A 20456-nucleotide genomic window follows, 5' to 3' on the forward strand; every position below is an offset into this window, starting at 1 on the left:
AATCGATCAGCCTATTCATTAAGTTGAAATCAATTCATTTCTATTTAAGTCCTGCGATTAAAAAGGGTGTTGTAATCGTAGGATAAATATTAACTTACACCCAATTATTAATAAATATTTAAGGTCTTATTATGTTTAATCAAAAAAATATGATTGCTCTATGTGTTGCTGCTGGCTTAGGATTCGCTGGTGCTGCTTCTGCAGGTCAAAACGCTCAAGTAAATGTTTCAGGTCAAATCGCAGCTGCAACCTGTGATTTAAGTGTTAGCAATCCTAATATTGACTTAGGTACTCACATTTCTGCGGATATTACAGCAGCTGGTGATATTGCTTCAAGTGCAAAAGACTTCACTCTACAATTAACTAATTGTAGCAAAGATCAAACCGGTGCATCAGTTCAATTATTTGCTAAAGGAACTGCATTGGACGCGAATGGTGATTACTTCAACAACACTGCAAATGCAACTGTTGGTGTTAAATTAACTGCTGATTCTAAACCAGTTAAACCTAACACAAGTGTTGATTTAACTTCTGTGACTGGATTAGCTCAAGGTTCTTCTGCTTCAATCGCAATGAACGTTGGCTTATATTCAACAGTAGGAACTCCTGCTTCACAACGCATTGATGCTCCAATTACATTCTCTGTAAGCTACGAATAATAATTATTTAAATGAGATGGCAGAAATGGCCATCTCATTTATTACTTGTTACTTAATAGAATGACTATTGGAGATAAATTATGAATTTGATGTCAACTATCAGATACTCAATAATTGGAATGATGATATTTGGTCTTGAAATTACAGGACTATCAGCTGCTGGGGTAGGCCTTAATACTACTCGAATTGTTTTTCCACAAAATAGCCAATCTATTCCGGTAACTGTTCGCAATAGTACAGAGAACGAAGAATATCTGGTTCAGGTATATTTAACGAAAACACCTAGTGATTCTACCCAAGAGAAGGTATTTGATATTCTTCCTCCTATGCTCTATTTGAAGCCGGGACAACAGCGAGATGTTCGTATTACTGAAACCTCTAGCTCAATGAATTTACCGAAAGATCGTGAATCAATTTATTACTTACATGCAAGAGCAATCGCACGCAGTGAAAAAAATTCAGAGTTGGATGTTTCAAATATGAAAGGTGATGTAAAAATTGCAATAGAAAATGTGATTAAAGTATTTTATCGCCCAACTGGGTTAGTTCAGACTTCTGATAAAGCGCAAGAAAGTTTGACGTTTTCAGCAGTTCAAGGCGGTGTGCAAGTCACAAACAACTCTCCTTATTATATTACATTAGCATCTTTAAAAGTTGGTAATAAGCATATAGATATTTCAGCTAAAAAGAACAACACGATGGTGGCGCCTTTTAGCAATATAATTTATCCGACAACTGTGAATACAGGCCCAATCACTTGGGTAACTATTAATGATTTAGGGGGCTATGTTGAACATACGAAACCATAAATTATCCACCTTAGTCGCATGTTTATTAATGGCTTCTACAATGCAATCTTTTGCAGGAAATAAACTAGAAATACTTGCAGATATACAAAGTATTGGTGAATGTGACATTGAGGTAACGCCATCAAATATCGAAATGACTCGTCGTCCTGTTGTCGGAGATTTTAGATTAAATGATGCTGTAGATATTACGCCAATAAAACTTTCATACCAATGTCGAGATTATGAAACAACGGTGATGCCCGAAGTAATGGTAACAGGTGATGTATCAAATGACCCTAATCTATTTTTAACAGAGAACCCTGCTGGAGCAAAAGGGGTTGGTTTTATGCTGAAAAATGGCGAAGTGTCAGAGTTGGTAGGGTTCTACTCTAAGGGAAAAACCTTAAAAAATAATGAAAGCTTTTATTTACCTGCTGGAAGTACAAAAGGTTCTTTACCAATGACCATCGGATTTGTACGTCAAGCAGACAATAGCACCGTTACAGCGGGTTCTGCAAAAGCATCAATTTTATTAACCGTTGTAATGCCATAATTCAAAAAAGAGGATACCAATGTGCTGCGGTTAATTTTATCTTTTGTATCGATTGTATTCTGCCAATCAGTATTAGCACAAGTGAATACTGTTGCTGTCGATTTTGAAGCGACTTTTTATAAAAAGACTTGTGAAGTTGATGTTTCAGAAGCTGTGATTGATTACAAAAAAGTTTCACCAGTTGATATTGTCAAAAACGATTCTGGTGAAACCACAAAGTTAAATCGAGATATAACTTTGAAGCTAGCAAAATGTACAAATGTTAGCGATTTATCTAAAAGCAAAATTTTTGTATCTGGACAAACAGAAATTTTCAATGGAAAACCTTTATTCAAAGAAAGTGGAACCTCAAAAGGTGTCGGTATTAAGTTATTAGTTAATAACATTGCGAAAACAGATGGTGATGTTCTTTTCCGGCTTAACTCTAGTAATGCTATCGGTGATACCTTTACAGTGACAACAGCATTATCTTGCGGTGAATGTAACGATACGAATCAAATAACAAAAGGTAGTTTTAAAGCGTCAATGATATTCACCGTACTCACTGACTAGCTAATCTAGGATATATAATATGCGTAGAATTATATTTTCATTATTTTGTTTGGTTGGTACTTTAATTTTATTAACAGACTTATCTTCTAATGCTTATGCAGGGCTACTATTAGAACAAACAAGAATTATTTGGAATGGTGATTCAACGCAAGAATCCATTACCTTAAAAAACGATAGTGACAGTGTATATTTAGTTCAATCAGGGGTGTTTGATACGCCTATTGGGCAGAAAGAATCAGGCGTATTTTTAGTTACACCACCACTATATCGATTGAATCCAAATAGTCAGCAGGCAATGAAAATTTTGCCTGAAGAAAAGATAACTCAACTGCCTAAAGATAAAGAATCCTTATTTTATTTTAGTGTTATTGGTATACCAGGTGTTACAACTAACAATAATGAAGAACAGGTGGCAAGGTTATCGATAGGTACACGTTTAGTTATAAAACTATTTTATCGCCCCAATGGATTAACACAATCAAGTGAAGATGCAATTAAAGGGCTACAGTTTTATTTACATAAAAAGAATGTATGTATAGAAAATCCATCTCCATATCATATAACATTAAGCTCTCTAAAAATAAATAATAAACAGTATCCGAAAATATCTGGAGTAATAATTCCACCAAAAAGCAGATACTTAATAAACAATACTGGTGAAGTAAATCAGTCGAGCAAAATAGTATGGAAAGCAGTTAATGATTATGGTGGTGATAGTGAAGATAATACGGCTTCACTAATATTAGGCGAGAGGAAAACATGTCAATAGTTAAAAAAATCATTATTTTAATTGTTTCTTTTGTTTATTATATGGGATCGTCTTTCGCAAATACCGATATCATGAATGGTTTGTTATTTTCACCTGAACGTATAGTTTATAAAGAATCGGAAAAAAATGGTGTTTCAACCATGTTGGAGAATGCGAATAGCGAGGCAATACTCGTCCAGTCTCAAATCATTGCTGCAAATGAAAAAACGTTGAAGCCACTGATTAATAAAGAATCAGATATTTTTTTAATCACACCGCCATTACATCGTTTAGATAGTGGCGTTCGCTATAGTTGGAAAATACAACGGGTTGCTGATGGCAATTTAGCAAAAGATAGAGAAAGTGTATTTTATGTTTCATTAAGAATTATTCCAGAAGTATCAGATAAGAACACCTCGGAGTTTATTGTTACTCCAACACTCTATTTAAAAATGCTTTATCGACCTAAAGCAATTGAAGAATTACGGATTGACAAGGAAGTGGAAAAAATGCGTTTTTCTATAAATAAAAATAAACTGACGATCAAAAACCCGTCAGCTCTTTCAATAACATTGACCTCATTAACTATTGGTTCATATAAAGTGCCAATGAAATTAATTGATGACAGTATTCCTCCATTTAGTGAAAACCAAATTGAATTACCTCAATCTGTTTCTGGTGAGGTTACTTGGCAAGCTTTAAATGAATATGGATTAATAACAAAACTGAGCACTGGCGTATTGGATGAGAGTATATTATGAACAACAGAATATTTATCTTAAAACCTATCTCAATAGCGCTTATGTTTTGTCTGTTTGGGGGGGTAACTAGTGCTGAGCCTTATTTTGATCCCGCACTTTTAAACCTGCCGGCAGGAACAGATAAAGATAGTATCGATTTATCTGTATTTGCACGTTCTGATACAGTAGCTCCTGGCCGTTACATAGTTACTATGAAAATAAATAAAGAGGAGATAGGCCAGAAGGAAATATATTTCACACAAGATGGTGAAGGTAACATTGTTCCTGAATTTACTCCCGCTATGTTAGAGGAGTTCGGCGTAAATATTCAAGGTAATTCTATATTGAAAGGAATGCCTGCGACTCACAAAATTACCTCTCTATCATCGGTAATAGAAAATGCACAAGTTCAATTCGATGTTTCAAAATTAACACTAAATTTAAATATCCCGCAAATCTCTATGAACCAGAAGGCTAGAGGTGCTGTACCGATAGAGCTTCTTGACCAAGGTTTACCTGGCTTGATATTAAACTATCAAGTCAGTGGGAGCCGACAAGAATTTACGGGTGGAATTGGCGGTAAAACAAAAAATAACTCTATTTTTGCCAACATTACAGGTGGATTAAATCTTGGTGCGTGGCGTTTACGTTCCCAATATTTTTACCTTGAAAATGAAAATAAATTTGACGGTAAGACGGTACGTAATCACCAAAGTGATTTTAATAACACAACCGTTTCAAGGGATATTCAGCACTTAAGTTCTGAAATTGTAATGGGTGAAACGAGCACACTCAATGATGTACTTGACAGTGTCCCAGTAAAAGGGGTTCGTTTATTATCCAATGAGCAGATGTTAGCACGAGGTGATAGGGGATTTGCGCCACAAATTAGAGGCGTTGCATCATCTAATTCCCGCATAACTATAAGCCAAAATGGTAATACCATATACCAAACATACGTTGCACCAGGACCATTTGTGATTAATGACCTTTATCCAACAGGTACAGCTGGGGACTTGGAGGTTTCAATTCATGAGGAAGATGGCTCTGTTCGAGTATTCACTCAAGCATTCTCATCATTGCCCGTAATGCAACGAGCTGGAACATTTAAATATGAAGTTGCGGCGGGTCAATACAATGGTGGCATAACCGATGGTAATAAAAAAAGTAATTTCTTGATGGGGACACTCATATACGGATTACCCAAAGCGGTCACATTGTATACCGGTTTTTTAGGGGCTAATCATTACTGGACTGGTATTGTTGGTACAGGTTTCTCATTAGGTTCATTTGGTGCCATGTCAATCGATGCTACCCATGCCTATGCCACAATTAGAAATGAAGATAAGCAAGGTCAATCCTTCAGACTTCGTTACTCAAAGAACTTATCTGATTTTGGTACATCTATTGACTTGACCGCGTTGAGGTACTCAACAAAAGACTATTATAGCTTTTCAGACTTTAACCATGCAGGTTATCGTTTGAAAGATAATGTTGCACCGTGGTTAAACGGACGTCAACGTAGTAGCTTTCAATCTTATATAAACCAATCTCTTGGTAAATGGGGTTCAATTTATTTTAGAGGTATGCGTAGTGATTATTGGGGACGTAAAGATACGATAACGACCTTAGGGATTGGTTATAGCGGTTTCTATAAAGGTTTATCTTATGGTATTGATTACAGTATTAGCCGTACACAAGGTGACGGAAACTGGCCTGAAAACCGCCAAATTAGCTTCAACGTTAGCGTGCCATTTAGTCTGTTTTCAAATAATAAAAATATTGAAAATATTAGTAGCAGCTTCCAGATAAGCCACGACAATAGCGGAAGAACCTACCAACAGCTTGGTGTTAATGGGCAGTTACTAGATAATAAGTTTACTTACCAATTAAGCGAAAGTGGTGATAACCGAGACCAAAAATTATCCAGTTCGGTTAACGTCGGTTATCAAGGAAGTAAAGGATATGTGGGAGGCGGATACAGTTATAGTCGCGAAAGTCAGCTAACTTACGCGAATGGAAATGGTGCTGCCGTCATTCACCCTGGTGGGGTTACATTGGGTCAGTTCATTGGTAATTCTGCTGCTGTAGTGTATGCGCCAGATGCTGCGGGAACAAGTATCAATAATGGGATGGCCGTTATTGACTCTCGGGGTTACGCTATTGTGCCTAATATGATGGAATACAGCCAAAATATTATTAATCTAGATATTAATACATTACCAACAGATGTTGAAAGTAAAGAAACATCCGTTAATGTGTATCCAACAAAAGGCGCTTTAGTTAAAACTCAGTTTAATACCTTGAAAGGGTATCAGGCGATGCTCACCTTAACGGGTCCAAAAACTATTCCAATGGGAGCTGTAGCATCACTACAACAATCAGAACAAGATAGTTCTAGTTTAATATCAGGAATTGTTGGTGAAAATGGTCGTGTATATATAAGCGGGTTACCTGAAAAAGGGACATTATCAGTAGTATGGGGAAGAGCAAACTCTGAGCAATGTCAAGTTCCATTTGATATGAGTAAGTCGACTGAAAACACCTACTCGTCGCTGCGTAATTTAACTGTTACATGCCAATAACTAATTTGAGTAATATGATGAAAAAAATTTTATTCGCAATCATTTTGACAAGTATAACAATGTCATCATTAGCCGCAAACGTTAAGGTGTTCAATGGGCGTGGCTTAGTTGGAGTGTTTGGGAATTACACTGCAAAAAACAAAATGGTAACATACGGTAACGTTGGAGATTCTTATTTCTATGTTACATTAACCAATTCTTTCAATGGTTCATATAACCTTTGCTATCAAGCCGCTCTAATGCAAATTGATGGTATTTACGGAATACCAATTAGTAATGATCTAATGCTAGTGCCTGAGTTTACTTTTACAGATGAGCGAAGAAAGGGATTAATTTATCCTCGGCCTGCCCCATTCGATATAGTAACAGGGCATTTCAATGGCTGGGGTTCAGGTACAAATCAATTTCCATGGTATCGGAATTGTATTTTTGAACCTTATCAAACAACGCCAGAAACTATTATCGAACATGAGGTTTTCCTAACAGGTCGCTTGCTAGTATATGGTACTGGGAATCAAAAAAGTGGTACGTATTATTTAAAAGATAATATAGGCACCTCGATCAAAGACTGGCGTAATCTTAATGAAGGGTCATGGGTAAAATTAGTAGATAAAGCGGATCCCATCAATGTCACTGTTTCTGGGCTAACATGCAGCTTGCAGACCCCGAATAAAATTAATTTTGGTATTCAAGATTCGAATGCAGCAGCAGGTACTCTATTAGCATCTGTTCAACGTCCGATAGCCATAAGTTGTAGTCAATTTAAGGATCAAGTTGATGCATATATTGGAATATCTGCTAACGTTAAACCCGAGTACTATTCAGGGAATAATTACGACGTTAATTTAATTAATTCAAGTAATCGAGCTGCTGCGTATGTAAAATTATTTGTTCACCACAATGGGGCTAAATTACCGATACGTTTAGACCAGACTATGGTCGAGCTTGGTCGTATTAAAGCAAATGAAAACAATGTCAATATAACGAAAACTCTTGAATATGAGTTATATTCAAAGGGGGCAGGGATAACCGGTTTAGCACGTGGTTCCGTAGAACTTTCGGTTATTATGCGTTAAGCTTATCGTAAGTTAATTTTAAAATTAATTATAGTTCATCAATAATTATGACGGTAAATTTAATACTGTGATTAATCCTAAAGAAAAGTGTGTTGAATATCGAGATAAAATCCTTGATGGTATTAATTATCCGCTAAACCATTTATGTCAATATATGTAACTTAGATGCATATATTGACTTTGCCGCATTGAGATAATCTACAAAAAGACGACGATAGTTTTTCATAATTTAACCATACGGATTATCGTTTGAAAGATAATGTAGCATTGTGGTTAAACGTATATCAATACAGTAGTAATCAATCTTATATAATTGATTACTTGGAAAATGGGATTCAATTTATTTTAAAAGTATACATAGAGATTATTGAGGGCGTAAAGATATGATAATAATCTTAGGAGTTGATCATAGCGGTTTCTATGACATTAGGGTAATATGATGAAAAAGATTTTATTAGCAATCATTTTGACAAGTATAACTTTGCCAACATTAGCTGCGGACGTTAAGGTATTTAATGGTCGTGGTTTAGTTGGAGTATTTGGTAATTACTCTTCATCACATTCAAAAGTTAATACAACTGATAATATCGGTGAAATAGTTCCGTATGTTTCATTAACCAACTATTACAATGGCTCATACAACCAATGTCATCTGAATAGTCTGATGGAAATTGATGGTATATATGGAATGCCAATCAGTAATTTAATCACATTGCAATTGAACAGAAAAATAAACACATTTTTCCGTCCGTAATGGTGAAAACTACCATTACGGTTAAAGATGGTGTTATGACAATTCATGGTATGACATCAGGTGATTACGTTTCTCATAAAATGTCGATCACTGAGCCGCCAGTTACACCGGATGGCCGTGTACTGTATTCAGAAGTCGAACTTCGTTATAAAGACGGAAATGTGCAGGAAGATTTCACAAAGAAATTGGTTCGCGAATTGTATGAACATACCCCAAGGCAGTTAGTTGAGGGATATAACGGTTCTCAGCAGTAGGATCCTCAACGATTAGGTCAATATCAATAATAGGTTTAGCTGCTAGATTTGGAACCGCAGTTGAGCCAATATGGTCAATATGTAGTGCTGCTTCGCCTAGTGCGGCTTGGATACGTGCTTTTTCTTGTATAAAAAGTGTTGCCCAAATAGGATCATAGTCACGGATCTCAATTTTAAGTGTAGGTGGTTTTCCTAAAACCCATGGGTTTTCATTCGGGTCACCATCTTCAAATTTCATTACAGCACAGATATCTTCGGGAGATAACGTATCTAATGAGGCTCTTTTTGTATTAAATTGTGTCATATCTTTGTTTATTCGTAATAAATGCTGTGAAATCGGGTTGTTGCATGGTTACGCAATGAATTCCGCCACCACCAATAACAATATTACCGGCAAACGTATTTACGTGGTAGGGTAGTAAAAATATATATAAGCATACACTAATACTAGGAGCACTGGTTAAACTACCAGTAGCTATTTCGCATAGTAAATCAGGAGGTAATGATAGTGATAATGAGGCTATTTATAAAGTTATTAGCTCCCCATACTCTATTTAACATAATACACATTATGCGAACCTAAATGTGAAATGAAGAAATCCAGCGTTCTGGCTGGTTAATCATGTTGGTTCTTTTTTGGTTCTAAAATCAGTTCGACTTCATAAATCTTCTGTTTTGCAATGACTTCTATGGGTTCTGCAATTGCTCTGATATCTGTTAGCTTCCATGCTAATCAACCTAATTCATAATATGATGTGCAAGCTGCTGCCATATCACTCTCCAGATAACGTGAATTTTCGACGATTAACAATTCTTCTGTATCTATGTTTGATTGCCACTTTCTAATTTCTAACGTTTTTCACCTAATGTAATTTTCTGCCCCACTTGGTTAACTATGGATATCGCTTTCATCTTCTATTCACCTAAACAAAAATCATCAGTTAACCATAAGATAGTCAATACTGAATTGATAAACAGTATCACTGTATTATCAATAAGTTAATACGTTATTTAATAGCAAATGAAGTATCTCAAATACTAAACCACAGATTATTTAACTGATTCTTTTGATAATTTGCCTCTTTATTTCAAATTTTACCTTACGTTAAATTTAACTCTTGAATTGTAATATATAAGCCAGTCTAATGTTGCTATTGAGATGATAGAAAATCTATAAGATGCTGTTGTTTCAACTAGATTCCCCCCGTAGTACAGCACGGGGGTTTTGGTAATCGGATTACCCTTCCTGAAAACTTATAAAGAGAAAGCCATGCATAAATCAAAAGAAATACTATATAGAGGTACACTAGACTTAGCGGGTTTTGACATCTCATGTTATGTATTGAAAGATGGCACTCGTATTTTATCTGGAAGAGAAATGCAACGAGCATTAAAACTCGTTGATGATGATAAAACTTATCAAGTTGCTGGGACCAGATTACAGCGATATTTGAATCAAAAATCACTTATCCCATTCCTTTATAAGGATAAATCAGAGGACCACTTTGCTCCGATTGAATGCTACGAAGGCGATAAAAAAATAAACGGTTATGAAGCCAGCATACTCGTTGATATCTGTGATGCATTCATGCAAGCAAGAAAAGAAATCGATTTATCCCCTAGACAATCGATAATAGCTGAACAATGTGAAATGCTAATTCGTTCTTTTGCGAAAGTCGGGATAATATCATTAATAGATGAAGCAACTGGCTATCAATATGATAGAGAGCGAAATGAGCTTCAACGAATCCTAAAAGCATATGTTTCAGAAGAAATTTTAAAATGGCAATTAACTTTTACTGATGAATTTTATAAAGAAATATTCAGACTTTGGAATTATTCATATACGCCAAATAATATTAAGAAAAAACCACAATTTGTAGGAAAACTTACGAATAAATATATTTATGAGGTTTTACCTGATGGCGTGTTTGAAACAATCAAGAGCGATATGCCTAGAACCGAAAGTGGAAATTACAAGCATAGATTCCATCAAAAACTAACACCTGAAATAGGTAGAGAACATTTAAAAAAACAGATAACAGAAGTTACTACACTAATGAAAATATCTGATAATAAAGAACAATTTAATTTGTTATTTAAAAAACGATTTAATACAGATCCACAATGTGAACTTGAATTAGTGTTTAAAGAAGAAGTTAAGCCTAGCATAAAAAAAGAGCACCAAAAAAATTTGAACTTACCTCTTGATTGATTCGCACAATGCACTCTATGTGTAAATACGAACCTTCCCGATTGCGGTAAACCCCAAGACCATTCTACCGCAATCTATCAAATTATTATCCGTAAAAGGCTTTATTACGGCAGGAAGAGAAGTAGTGAGGTTCTCCCCTATTCTATTTATGATCGGCCGTTTGAGGTTGACCAAGGAGCTATTGTTGACAATAGTTGTTTTCTGATCATCGCTCAATCAGACATTTTTTATGATAAATCAATTGAATACAGAACATAGAAAGATGTGAGGCTCCGCACTAGAACCCCACATTTACTGTATGAAAAATACTATAAATTTCCTAACATCAAGCCAGTATTTACAGCATATTTTCCGGATAATCATAGACTATATTTTTAGTTTCTGATGAACTTTCATATATTAGATACCATTTATCATTAACATATGCAGTAATATTCAATGATTCAGGATTGTAATTTTCTACTCTTGAGACCCATGTTGTATGATTTAATGACGAATAGTAATTTTGCCCATACGATACTTCAGATATATAATGTTTATCAGAATACAGCATGTATCTATAATCTCGAAATAGATTATTATCTACAAAATTGACATAAAAGTTATTGCCTGAAATGAAAACATTCTGGATTGTGTTAGCTAAATATATTCTTTGGGCAATATCTAAGTCATCCAGTAATAATGTTTTTTTCCAAAATGGTAAGTTGCTATTTAAAATGGAATTACGTATGCTATCAATATCCGTTTGACTGACACTCTCTTTTAAAATTTCATTTTCTTTTTGACTGTATAGCTCATCAATTTTTGATTCTAATAAAGTGCTTTCAGAAAAACCCACTTTAACTATAAAATTATAACTGTGGAAATTAACCAATATATCAATTCTTGAATTTGAATTGCAATTTAAGGGGATGTTCCATGTCAGCCCATTAATGGTAGAGTTAACAGGTGTACCATTATTCAGTTCAGCAATTAAATCATTACCAGATATTGCCTTAAATTGATAACTTTCAAATGATAAGTTATTAAAATAAACCGTATAGTTTGAATGGTCAAAATAATCTCTATCAACCAATTTTGATATCAATAGTTGTTGAGCAAATAATATTTTATTTCTGATGTCAATTGTGGAATCATTATTTACAGAATCATATAACTCCCATAGTTCATCCAAGTCATCCTGAATAATTTCAGATTTCAATTCTGTAAAATTATCGTCCGTGTATATACTTTTGACTTTATCCCATAAATCATTTATCTCCATGCTGGAGTAATAAATCTTATGGTTTCCTTGGTAATCAACTCTGATACTAAAGATATCACTTTGAGATAATAATTCTTCATCTGAAAAGGTTCTGACAATTTGATAGCCATTATCAACTAATGTTGAAGAGCAATAATAATGTTGTCCACCATAAACAGAGCCAATATATACCCCATTCCTTTCAAATATATAATCATAGGGTGAATACCAATCCTTATCTATTGTAAATTTAATTTTGTTCTTTTCAATAGATACATCGCTGATACTATTTTTAAGATAAATTAATTCTGGAATATATTCAGGCTCTGGCATTTCTATTTGATGATAATTATCATTTGTATACTCCCAAATATTTTTTTCAATTTAGGTAAAAAAGATATATGGGATAGCGTGTTTAAATCCGGATCAATACCCCACTTTGAAAAAAATGGAGATAAATTGATATTAACTAAATTAGAAACAGTTAGAATAAACAGTTGTTTTTGCTTGTTATTATCGTGTTGAGGCGGTGTATCTTGCATTAGCCTATAAAGTTGATGGAGTTGTGGATAAAACTGGTCTCCAAAAGCTAGTTTTAATTGCCAAAAAAGACCTAATTTCAAAAAAAGGTCTTGATCATCATATGATTTATTAGGATTGTTGTTTTCTAAAAATCTTTTTATTTCAGGCATGTTTTCATCAATACGACGGGCTTTTCCATATATAGCTTCTTGGGCAAATAAAGAGTAAATATTAGTTGTTACTTCTGTTAACCCCGTCCCCCCCGACCACTCCCAAGGAAACTGTTGTCTCTGGTGTCCGTTTTCATGCCACACTCCCCAACGCTCATTTGATAACCCTAAAAGCTGCGACATAGCACCTTGGCCGTCGTTATACCCTGTATATTCATTTGTTGCAAACATGAATCCATGATTAACCTCGATATGTAAATTTCGATTAGGATCTAATTTATAATCAGCTTTACCATTACTAAAAACGCCGGTTGCTTTATTTTCTGCCTCTATAATTACATCATAGTTTATCATTAGCTTTGTAACGTCTTTAATATATTTTTTAGCACTTGAATAAGTAACTATTATATCAGATAATTTATTGCTTAGAATAACATACTTAGCATCATGATATAACTCCATTTCCGTATGAAAATCTAAATTACTATTTTCATATAAATTAAAAAAAGGAACTCTTTGATGTGATGAGTTTATTTTAATAATTACGTTGCCATTATCATTGTTATTAACAAAGCTAAGTAACCCGCTATTTTTAATAGTAATACGATTGTGCCCGCTAACTAAAGAATAAGTGGATAAATTTTCAGAATCACTGGGTAAACCAACAACAGCAAAAAATGTGCCTTCTACTTCCCCCCCTGTTATAAAAACATCCAGAAATTCATTTTCATTTATATAATATGGCACATATTGATATGGGCTCCAAGTTCTATTTCTTTTGTTTTTATCCGCATAAATTCTTGGAATGCCATGTGGGTAAATTGTTTTAATGTATTCAGTCATAATAAGTCCTTTAATTTCCATTAATTTAAGTTGAGTCAATTTTTGATAATTAAATGAAAACTAATCATCTACAATAAAAATAGCCCCACGCCATCTAAACTTCAAGTAAATAAAAAAAATAAAACTTCGAGCTAAAATAAACCCGCAAGTACACTATATATTTTAATATACACATCAATATATGTCATTAATTAGTGGTTATGCTTATTATTCTTTAATTTAGGTAGTGTTACACAGATTAAATGAATAATTATGCTAAGTGAAACATTCAATTGCTGAGGGTTATTATGTTAATTAATTTAAAATTAGACGGCACCTAATTGAATAATGAAGAATTTATTTTATGTACTCTACTATTAAATAATTAACTTAGTTCAAAGACATCAGCTGCATGGATGATGCAAATGCTTTTGCTGAGGAGTTTATGGCTGATTACAATCGCCGTTTTGCCAAATCATCTCGGCATGATTTTGATGTTCATCGTCAGCTTGATATTGATGATGATCTTGATGCTATTTTTACGTGGCGAGAGCCAAGAAGGGTCTCTAAGTCACTGGCTGTTCAATATGATAAAATGTTGTATTTAATTGAAGACAGTTCTGCAAGTCGTAAAGCGATTGGTAAATACATTGAAGTTTGACATTATCCTGATGGACGAAAAGAGATCCGCTTAAATGGTGGCGTTCTCCCCTATTCTATTTATATCATCTAAGCTAAAACAGCGGCTAGCAGCTCAAATTGTGAAGACAACGAATATGACGGTCATGTATTCAATGTGGAGAAATGTAATTAACGCATCCCACTTTTTCAACCGGCAAGCCTTACAGGGTGCTCATAAACCCATTTTGTTGTTGGTATTTTTCTGGAAGTGGACACCGGAAATCTGCGAGGCTCCACACCTTTAAACATCATTCAGCTCCGCGCTTAAAAGACAGTAAAAGAAATGGAAGAGCGTCAGTTAAGACGCTCTGGGAAGGATGGCTCAAATTGCAAACCATCCTTGAAAGTTATGAGTTCGCTCAGTTTCTTGAAAAGGACTCGTGATCAAGAGACAGACTATACGGGTGGTTATGATTTACTATGCGAAATGCATAATAATATTGTTTATATTAAATGATAATATACTAGAATTAAATTTAAGGGTTATTAAGTCAAATCCCTGCTTGTTATTTGCTTCAATATTAATGTTGCCATTTATCTTTCTTACAATTGTAGGCTCTGAAATGTCTAAACTTTCATTGTTTGTAATATGACACTGAATGAATAAATCTTCACCCATGTAAGAAATAGGTTGAACTAAAAGATCGAATGTCACTTTCTTCATCCTATGTTCTTGAAATAAGATTCGTAAGGTACCACTCTGCCCGGGATTAATGTAAGAGATACCTTTATCAGTAAGATGACCTCCTATTGAGGATAGTTTATTTATATTTACTGATTGATGTACGTCACGGGAGCTAATTGTCACTTCATTCATAGTAATATAGTGGTTTTCATTTAAAGTTATTGGGGGAAATTGCTCGAAGTTTTCAATAGCATTACCCAGCTCGCCTACAGGCCATGGTGTTTCTGTTGTGGGTTGGTAAACTGAATAGCCAGAAAAATTGGCTTTTCTGGGTTTTGATGGCTCTCCAATGCTTTGTCCATTTACATCACGACGCACCACTGAAGATGAACCATAAACAACCTTTCTTGCTTCAGCAATGCTTCCTACAGGCTCTAACTCAGGTAATGTCCTCCAAATATTAAAAGCTAAAGATTCACCATATTCTTCTTGGTTTCTTGCATTGATATTTTGTCTAGGAAAAGTCAATGTGGCTACTTTGAAAGGAACCGCTTCACTCTCGTTCCATAAACTGCGTGCACTAATAATAGATTGTGTTACAGGATTATTACGTATTTGAACATAGAAATTAAGTATTGCTTGACCATTCATTAGTCTTCTAGATAAGTCTAAAGACAAATAATTTTGGGCGCTATAACTGACAGAAGTTGAACCTGCCACCTCTTCTATATCTACCTTAAATTTACAGTAGTTATTTTCACCAAATTTAAATGGCACACAACTCCAGAGAGGTTCAGTTAAAAGACTATCTACTCTTTTAGACATACTATCTAAAACCGCCGCTAATTCCGGATGCGTTTGTAAAAATTCAGGTAATTTACCTGCCATTGCAGCTTGTTTAAACTCTGCCATTTCTTCAGCATCTTTGGCGAAAAAAACTTGGGTATTTTGCAATATGAAATCAACAGTCGTTCCTTGACCAAATACTTTGCCGCCAGGAACATCAAATAATTTGATACCAATACCTACCGTTGAATTTAAATCTGGTGCATTTGTTGCGATGTCACTGGAATAACGAGCCCACATCGGATAAGATGCCCCTGGTCTGAATATTCCCACTTGATATTTACTCGGAAGATTATCAAGAACTTTAAATGTTCCATGAACAACACCATGCTGTTTAACAAAAGCCGCTCGTCTAGCTGGCGTTTGATTTTCGTTAACAATACGCCCTACTTGAATTTCATCAACAAACATTCTGCGAATATCTTCGATAGCTGCATTTTCTGCTTCTATACCTGTATTTCTTTGTATGTTTATATCATGATCTTTAGAATTACTTTTACTCATGGCTCCACCTACAATTGTATGTTTAATATTACATTAAATATAAAGATTTAATCCAACAAATTGGTTAAACAACAATAATTTAATATTAAAAGAAAATGGGTTAATTTAAAATTCAAATGCCAGTTGTTTTCATAAATAATATGAATGGAAATGGGTGATATAGAAAAATTATCTAAACCATAATTATGTTCCTTTTATTTTTACGTTATATGGCAGTTTTGTAATCCATATAACAATGCCTAGGCTATAAAGTTTCTCTATATTCTAGCAACCTGTTGAACTTGCCAGAATTCTTTATTTCTCCATCTAGTCTCTTGTTGATAATAGCGACTTACTTCATTGCTATAGGCATCACGTATAGATTTAATGCGTAGGCCATATTTAGTAAGTAATTTATGATCATTATCTGTTAATACGGCTTTAATTGCTTCTGCTCCTCTAAGACCAGTATAAATTGCATTATAAATTCCTTGAGAAGATATAGGGTCAAAAGACAATGCGGCATCACCTACTGCAATCCAATTGTGACCAAACACTTTTTCAGAATATCCTCCTGTAGCTTCAATCATTTCTAATTGGTTTCTAGTCACACTTTCAAGCGGACAATATTGATGAATATACATTGTTTCTTTTAACGCTAATGAGAACGCATTTTCTTCACGGAGTATTGCCTTCGCTTGGTTTGGCAAGGTAAAAAAGGCCAAGATACGCTTTCCATTAGGTAATCCGGCGGTGTACCACCAACCTGATGAAACTGCCTCTATAACACTTCTCGTATCTAAAATGTCACTGTCAAACCAGGTATAAAGTGCAAATAAAAGGGGATCTTTTTGCCTTGAAACACTGAGTTTTTTTGCAATAAATTGTGAGTTACCACTCGCATTAATCATCCATTTTGCTGATATATTTAACTTTCCTGCTTGAACTTTTATGCCATCATCCATTTCAATAAAAGAAGAAACGTGTTCTTTAATCAGCACAGTTCCCAAATCTTCTGCAGCGTATAGCAAGGCTTGTTCAAACAAGCGCCTATCAAGATGATACCCACAACCATATGGGTCACGAATGAAGTCCGTTTCTCTCAGTTCCTTACTTCCCCAACAGGATAAGTTTCCATAATTAGTCAGAAAGATTTGATCATTAAAATAGTTAAGAAGTCCGAGTTTATGCAGCATTGGACGAGCAGCGGCAGGCAAGCTTTCTCCTACCTTTTGTCGTACTCCGCTGCTAGAATCTAATAAAACGACTCGTATCCCCAAAAGGGACAATGTACGTGCTGCTACAGTGCCCGCAACTCCGCCCCCTACAACCACAACATCACAATTTATTTGAGTTAGCGAGTCCGACGGAATTCTTCCCATTGTTTTTCAGTCCATCCGAGTTGTTTTAATAGTTCAGTTCTATTTTTGATTGGAACGCCATTAATATGAGCACTAAACGCTGCAACTGCTTCAGGAAAGCTAGGCGAACCAGGTTTTAGTTGTTCAACAAAGACACTGTCCATGCTTGGTTCGTAATCATCAGGTGCGGGAAGACGCTGAACAATTCCCAAAAGGTCAAAATGAGAAACAGTCGCTTGCATGACACTTTCATTGTCATGATTTCCTATAAAAAATCCACGTTGCCAATAATGACGAGTTTGAAATGCTTCAGTTCTCTCATGTTCACTTAACTTATTATTATTGAAAAGGTTATAGTTATATTCAGAAAGTACTTCATTGGGTACTTTAGCTGGCCAAAAAGAAGGTAAATATGGATGAAATTCTTTATCATAACCAGAGCGACAACGTGCCGTATCTCCCTGCCAAGGGACCGCCATCCAACGAGTTAAATCGCCAGGACCTTGTTTATGAAGAGGCCCATCAGCTGCTAGAGCTTGCTCTGGTGTTAATATATCTCCATAGTTTTTTTCATGTTCATTTATCTTTCGTCGTTTAATTCGCAGAAATTCGCTGTATAACGATTCGTGCCTCATTGGCCAGGTTAGTTCGCAGCCTGGATGGAATGCATCAGCACAACAGTAAGACAATGGCCCTTTATCTAAAACATCAGGCTGCATTTCAATCGGTAATTCATCAACAGGCTGTGTATAACGTATCGTAGGAAATAACGTATTAGTAAATTCATCGTTATATTCCAAATCATTAATAAAATTAGACGTAACAAAATTAACAAGGTGTTGATAACTAACAGGAGAGACAGGTAATAGATCACCCACTCGGTCTAAGGGTAATGTTTCAAATCCATCACCATAGAGTTGTGGCCATTTCATCTTATCCCCACCATTCAACGTTATATCGTCTGGTGCTCGAAATTGAGAGAAAACGTCAAATCGCTTTAAGGTGCTTTCTTTTAGAGGTAATTCTTTAATGAGATTCGCATCAATAGGAAATGAACCGCCGGGACCAAATACTTGAGCAAAACCTAAGTTAACCCACTGTAAATTAGCAAGGTTAGTTAGCAGAGGGAGAATATCTCTTGTATAAGATGTTTCTGTCACTGGTGGCAATGTTCCAGACTCAATGGCAGTATGTGTAATCATATCAGTCATTGAACGAAATGGGACAATGCCTGGTGCATAATCAGGTGGTCCGATCACAACCCATGCATCTGTAGTAGGTACACGTCGTCCTTTAATAGTTACTTCGGCAGAAACTGGGCCATCAGAAGTATCATCATACCAATCAACTGAGTTATTAAAATTATGTTCATTTCCGTCTGCATCAATAACTAACAGAGGAGCCCCACTCGGAGAAGCAGATTTGCCGTGTCCACCTAATACCAATAAACGTCCAACTGAGTCAGTTAATAGTTCACCAAGATTAACGGGAACATTTTTAAATTTACCTCCATCAAATTGTATTCCGCTACGATTAGCTCCATTGATTGTTTTAACTGGTGGTCTGATTTCAAGTTCTCTACGTTCTATTCCTTTAATTAACGGATTTCTACGGGCTACAGCTTTAGCTATAGAGGCTGGTTGATCCATCGCATTATCAAAGTCGTACCATGATGCTTTAGTATTAGCTAACTCAACATGCCATGTAATATCCGCATTTTCAGTCGTTAGCTCTGCGATAGCAACACCATTTTTATTGTAGCCATAGACTCTAAATTTAGCTGCTTGACGTTTAATTGCCCCAGAAGCATCGCGAGTAGATCCAAAAGGAGGTGAAGGCTGGCCTGCATATTCGGGGCCAACATAATATTCATTTTTACTATTACCAACTCGACCAATACCAATACCTGGGTGGATTTTTGCATAAACTATTTCATCTAAGTTTATATTTTTAGTTTGAGCGAGAGAACCTGTATGATTAATAGTTTTATCAACCTGTGATAATGACGAAATATTCACAAATATTTCCGGTGATGTTTGAATATCAGTAAATCCGACCCGACAAAACGAATACCAAATTTTTACTTTTTCTACCGCAGATACTTTAGAAATAGGAATATTATATAAAAATTCTTTTCCTTCTCGAGCACTAGTAATCGCTTGAGGGTAGCTATTAGCTAATATATTATTACTCTCCCAATGTATTGTAAGTAAATCATACATTCTAAGTCCTGCATTAGCTGGGATCATTATCTCTATGAACTCCGGATTATTAGAATCCTTATTGATTATAACAGGAGTTGGTAATTCACTATTAATATTCATAAAAGTACCTTTCTAGTTTGAATATCATTAAATAACATTAATGTCACCTTTGGAGTTAAAATAAAAAAGGCAGTTCAGGGTCGGAATTTAGTTATCAACCAACCATTAATCTAATTTTTTTAATAAAAAATAAATTAGTCTTTTAAAGAAAGAGAATAAATAATAAATAATCTAATTTAGATGGCTTTTTGATTTAAAAATTAGAATAATATAACTATAGCATGTGAGTTAGCTATTGATAATGTTATTTATAATAAAAGATAAAATATCATTTTTAAATGATAGATAATATAAAATACGTCGAATAATTCTAATTTAGGTCTAAATAAAGATATTAGGATGTGTTGTAAAATTACTTAGGTGGAAAACACCCTAATTGTGGCACTGTTGCATAGTTTGAGTGAGAGACCATGCTGAATTTAAGATTTAATTCCAGAGACTCATGGTATTAATGG

At 34.9% G+C, this 20456-nt stretch carries 16 protein-coding genes and 1 pseudogene; 11 read left to right on the forward strand and 6 right to left on the reverse strand.

Annotated elements, in window-relative coordinates:
* Positions 1–131: 131 nt before the first annotated feature.
* From PSE69_RS10070 to PSE69_RS10110, 9 genes are all read left to right on the forward strand, one after another.
* Positions 132–659, forward strand: coding sequence for a fimbrial protein (locus PSE69_RS10070; RefSeq protein ID WP_004919941.1), 528 nt, complete (start codon positions 132–134; stop codon positions 657–659).
* Positions 660–739: 80 nt separating this feature from the next.
* Entirely contained in the window at positions 740–1468 is a 729-nt protein-coding gene (locus tag PSE69_RS10075; protein ID WP_004919944.1) for a fimbrial biogenesis chaperone, read from the forward strand.
* Positions 1446–2000, forward strand: coding sequence for a fimbrial protein (locus PSE69_RS10080; RefSeq protein WP_014658388.1), 555 nt, complete (start codon positions 1446–1448; stop codon positions 1998–2000). The genes PSE69_RS10075 and PSE69_RS10080 overlap by 23 nt, the downstream gene beginning before the upstream one ends.
* Before the next feature lie 21 nt (positions 2001–2021).
* The gene (locus PSE69_RS10085; RefSeq protein WP_014658389.1) at positions 2022–2552 is read left to right on the forward strand and encodes a fimbrial protein; all 531 of its coding nucleotides are present in this window, start codon (positions 2022–2024) and stop codon (positions 2550–2552) included.
* A gap of 19 nt (positions 2553–2571) precedes the next feature.
* Positions 2572–3321, forward strand: a complete 750-nt coding sequence (locus PSE69_RS10090; protein ID WP_121874649.1) for a fimbrial biogenesis chaperone — start codon at positions 2572–2574, stop codon at positions 3319–3321.
* Positions 3312–4061 (forward strand): fimbrial biogenesis chaperone, encoded by a 750-nt coding sequence (locus PSE69_RS10095; protein ID WP_004919958.1) that lies wholly within the window; start codon positions 3312–3314, stop codon positions 4059–4061. Before PSE69_RS10090 ends, PSE69_RS10095 begins: the two co-directional genes overlap by 10 nt.
* Complete coding sequence (locus PSE69_RS10100; protein WP_061064026.1) at positions 4058–6625, forward strand: fimbria/pilus outer membrane usher protein; 2568 nt, start codon at positions 4058–4060, stop codon at positions 6623–6625. Before PSE69_RS10095 ends, PSE69_RS10100 begins: the two co-directional genes overlap by 4 nt.
* 14 nt (positions 6626–6639) lie before the next feature.
* Positions 6640–7701 (forward strand): hypothetical protein, encoded by a 1062-nt coding sequence (locus tag PSE69_RS10105; RefSeq protein WP_223854778.1) that lies wholly within the window; start codon positions 6640–6642, stop codon positions 7699–7701.
* 439 nt (positions 7702–8140) lie between these two features.
* Positions 8141–8455, forward strand: coding sequence for a hypothetical protein (locus PSE69_RS10110; RefSeq protein WP_272675216.1), 315 nt, complete (start codon positions 8141–8143; stop codon positions 8453–8455).
* Positions 8456–8629: 174 nt separating this feature from the next.
* On the opposite strand, the gene PSE69_RS10115 is transcribed toward PSE69_RS10110, so the two are convergent.
* The gene (locus tag PSE69_RS10115) at positions 8630–9013 is read right to left on the reverse strand and encodes a GrpB family protein (RefSeq protein WP_121874648.1); all 384 of its coding nucleotides are present in this window, start codon (positions 9011–9013) and stop codon (positions 8630–8632) included.
* A gap of 966 nt (positions 9014–9979) precedes the next feature.
* On the opposite strand from PSE69_RS10115, the gene PSE69_RS10120 reads away from it, so the two are divergent.
* Positions 9980–10924, forward strand: a complete 945-nt coding sequence (locus tag PSE69_RS10120) for a P63C domain-containing protein (protein ID WP_053110185.1) — start codon at positions 9980–9982, stop codon at positions 10922–10924.
* A gap of 337 nt (positions 10925–11261) precedes the next feature.
* Here PSE69_RS10120 and PSE69_RS10125 read toward each other — a convergent pair whose 3' ends face one another.
* Both PSE69_RS10125 and PSE69_RS10130 read right to left on the reverse strand, forming a co-directional pair.
* Positions 11262–12500 (reverse strand): hypothetical protein, encoded by a 1239-nt coding sequence (locus PSE69_RS10125; RefSeq protein WP_272675217.1) that lies wholly within the window; start codon positions 12498–12500, stop codon positions 11262–11264.
* 2 nt (positions 12501–12502) lie between these two features.
* Positions 12503–13702 (reverse strand): M60 family metallopeptidase, encoded by a 1200-nt coding sequence (locus PSE69_RS10130; protein WP_272675218.1) that lies wholly within the window; start codon positions 13700–13702, stop codon positions 12503–12505.
* Between the two features lie 382 nt (positions 13703–14084).
* On the opposite strand from PSE69_RS10130, the pseudogene PSE69_RS10135 reads away from it, so the two are divergent.
* Positions 14085–14405: pseudogene (locus PSE69_RS10135) on the forward strand (ISNCY family transposase); the annotation flags it as partial.
* A 375-nt stretch (positions 14406–14780) separates the two neighbouring features.
* On the opposite strand, the gene PSE69_RS10140 reads toward PSE69_RS10135, so the two are convergent.
* From PSE69_RS10140 to PSE69_RS10150, 3 genes are all read right to left on the reverse strand, one after another.
* Positions 14781–16337 carry a hypothetical protein gene (locus PSE69_RS10140; protein WP_076913991.1) on the reverse strand — a complete coding sequence of 519 codons (1557 nt, stop codon included), beginning with the start codon at positions 16335–16337 and terminating at the stop codon, positions 14781–14783.
* A gap of 257 nt (positions 16338–16594) precedes the next feature.
* Positions 16595–17698 (reverse strand): NAD(P)/FAD-dependent oxidoreductase, encoded by a 1104-nt coding sequence (locus PSE69_RS10145; protein ID WP_072502275.1) that lies wholly within the window; start codon positions 17696–17698, stop codon positions 16595–16597.
* Complete coding sequence (locus PSE69_RS10150) at positions 17671–20001, reverse strand: LodA/GoxA family CTQ-dependent oxidase (protein ID WP_081368622.1); 2331 nt, start codon at positions 19999–20001, stop codon at positions 17671–17673. Before PSE69_RS10150 ends, PSE69_RS10145 begins: the two co-directional genes overlap by 28 nt.
* Positions 20002–20456 lie beyond the last annotated feature (455 nt).

This window comes from Providencia sp. PROV122 (assembly GCF_028482365.1).
Lineage (GTDB): Bacteria > Pseudomonadota > Gammaproteobacteria > Enterobacterales > Enterobacteriaceae > Providencia > Providencia stuartii.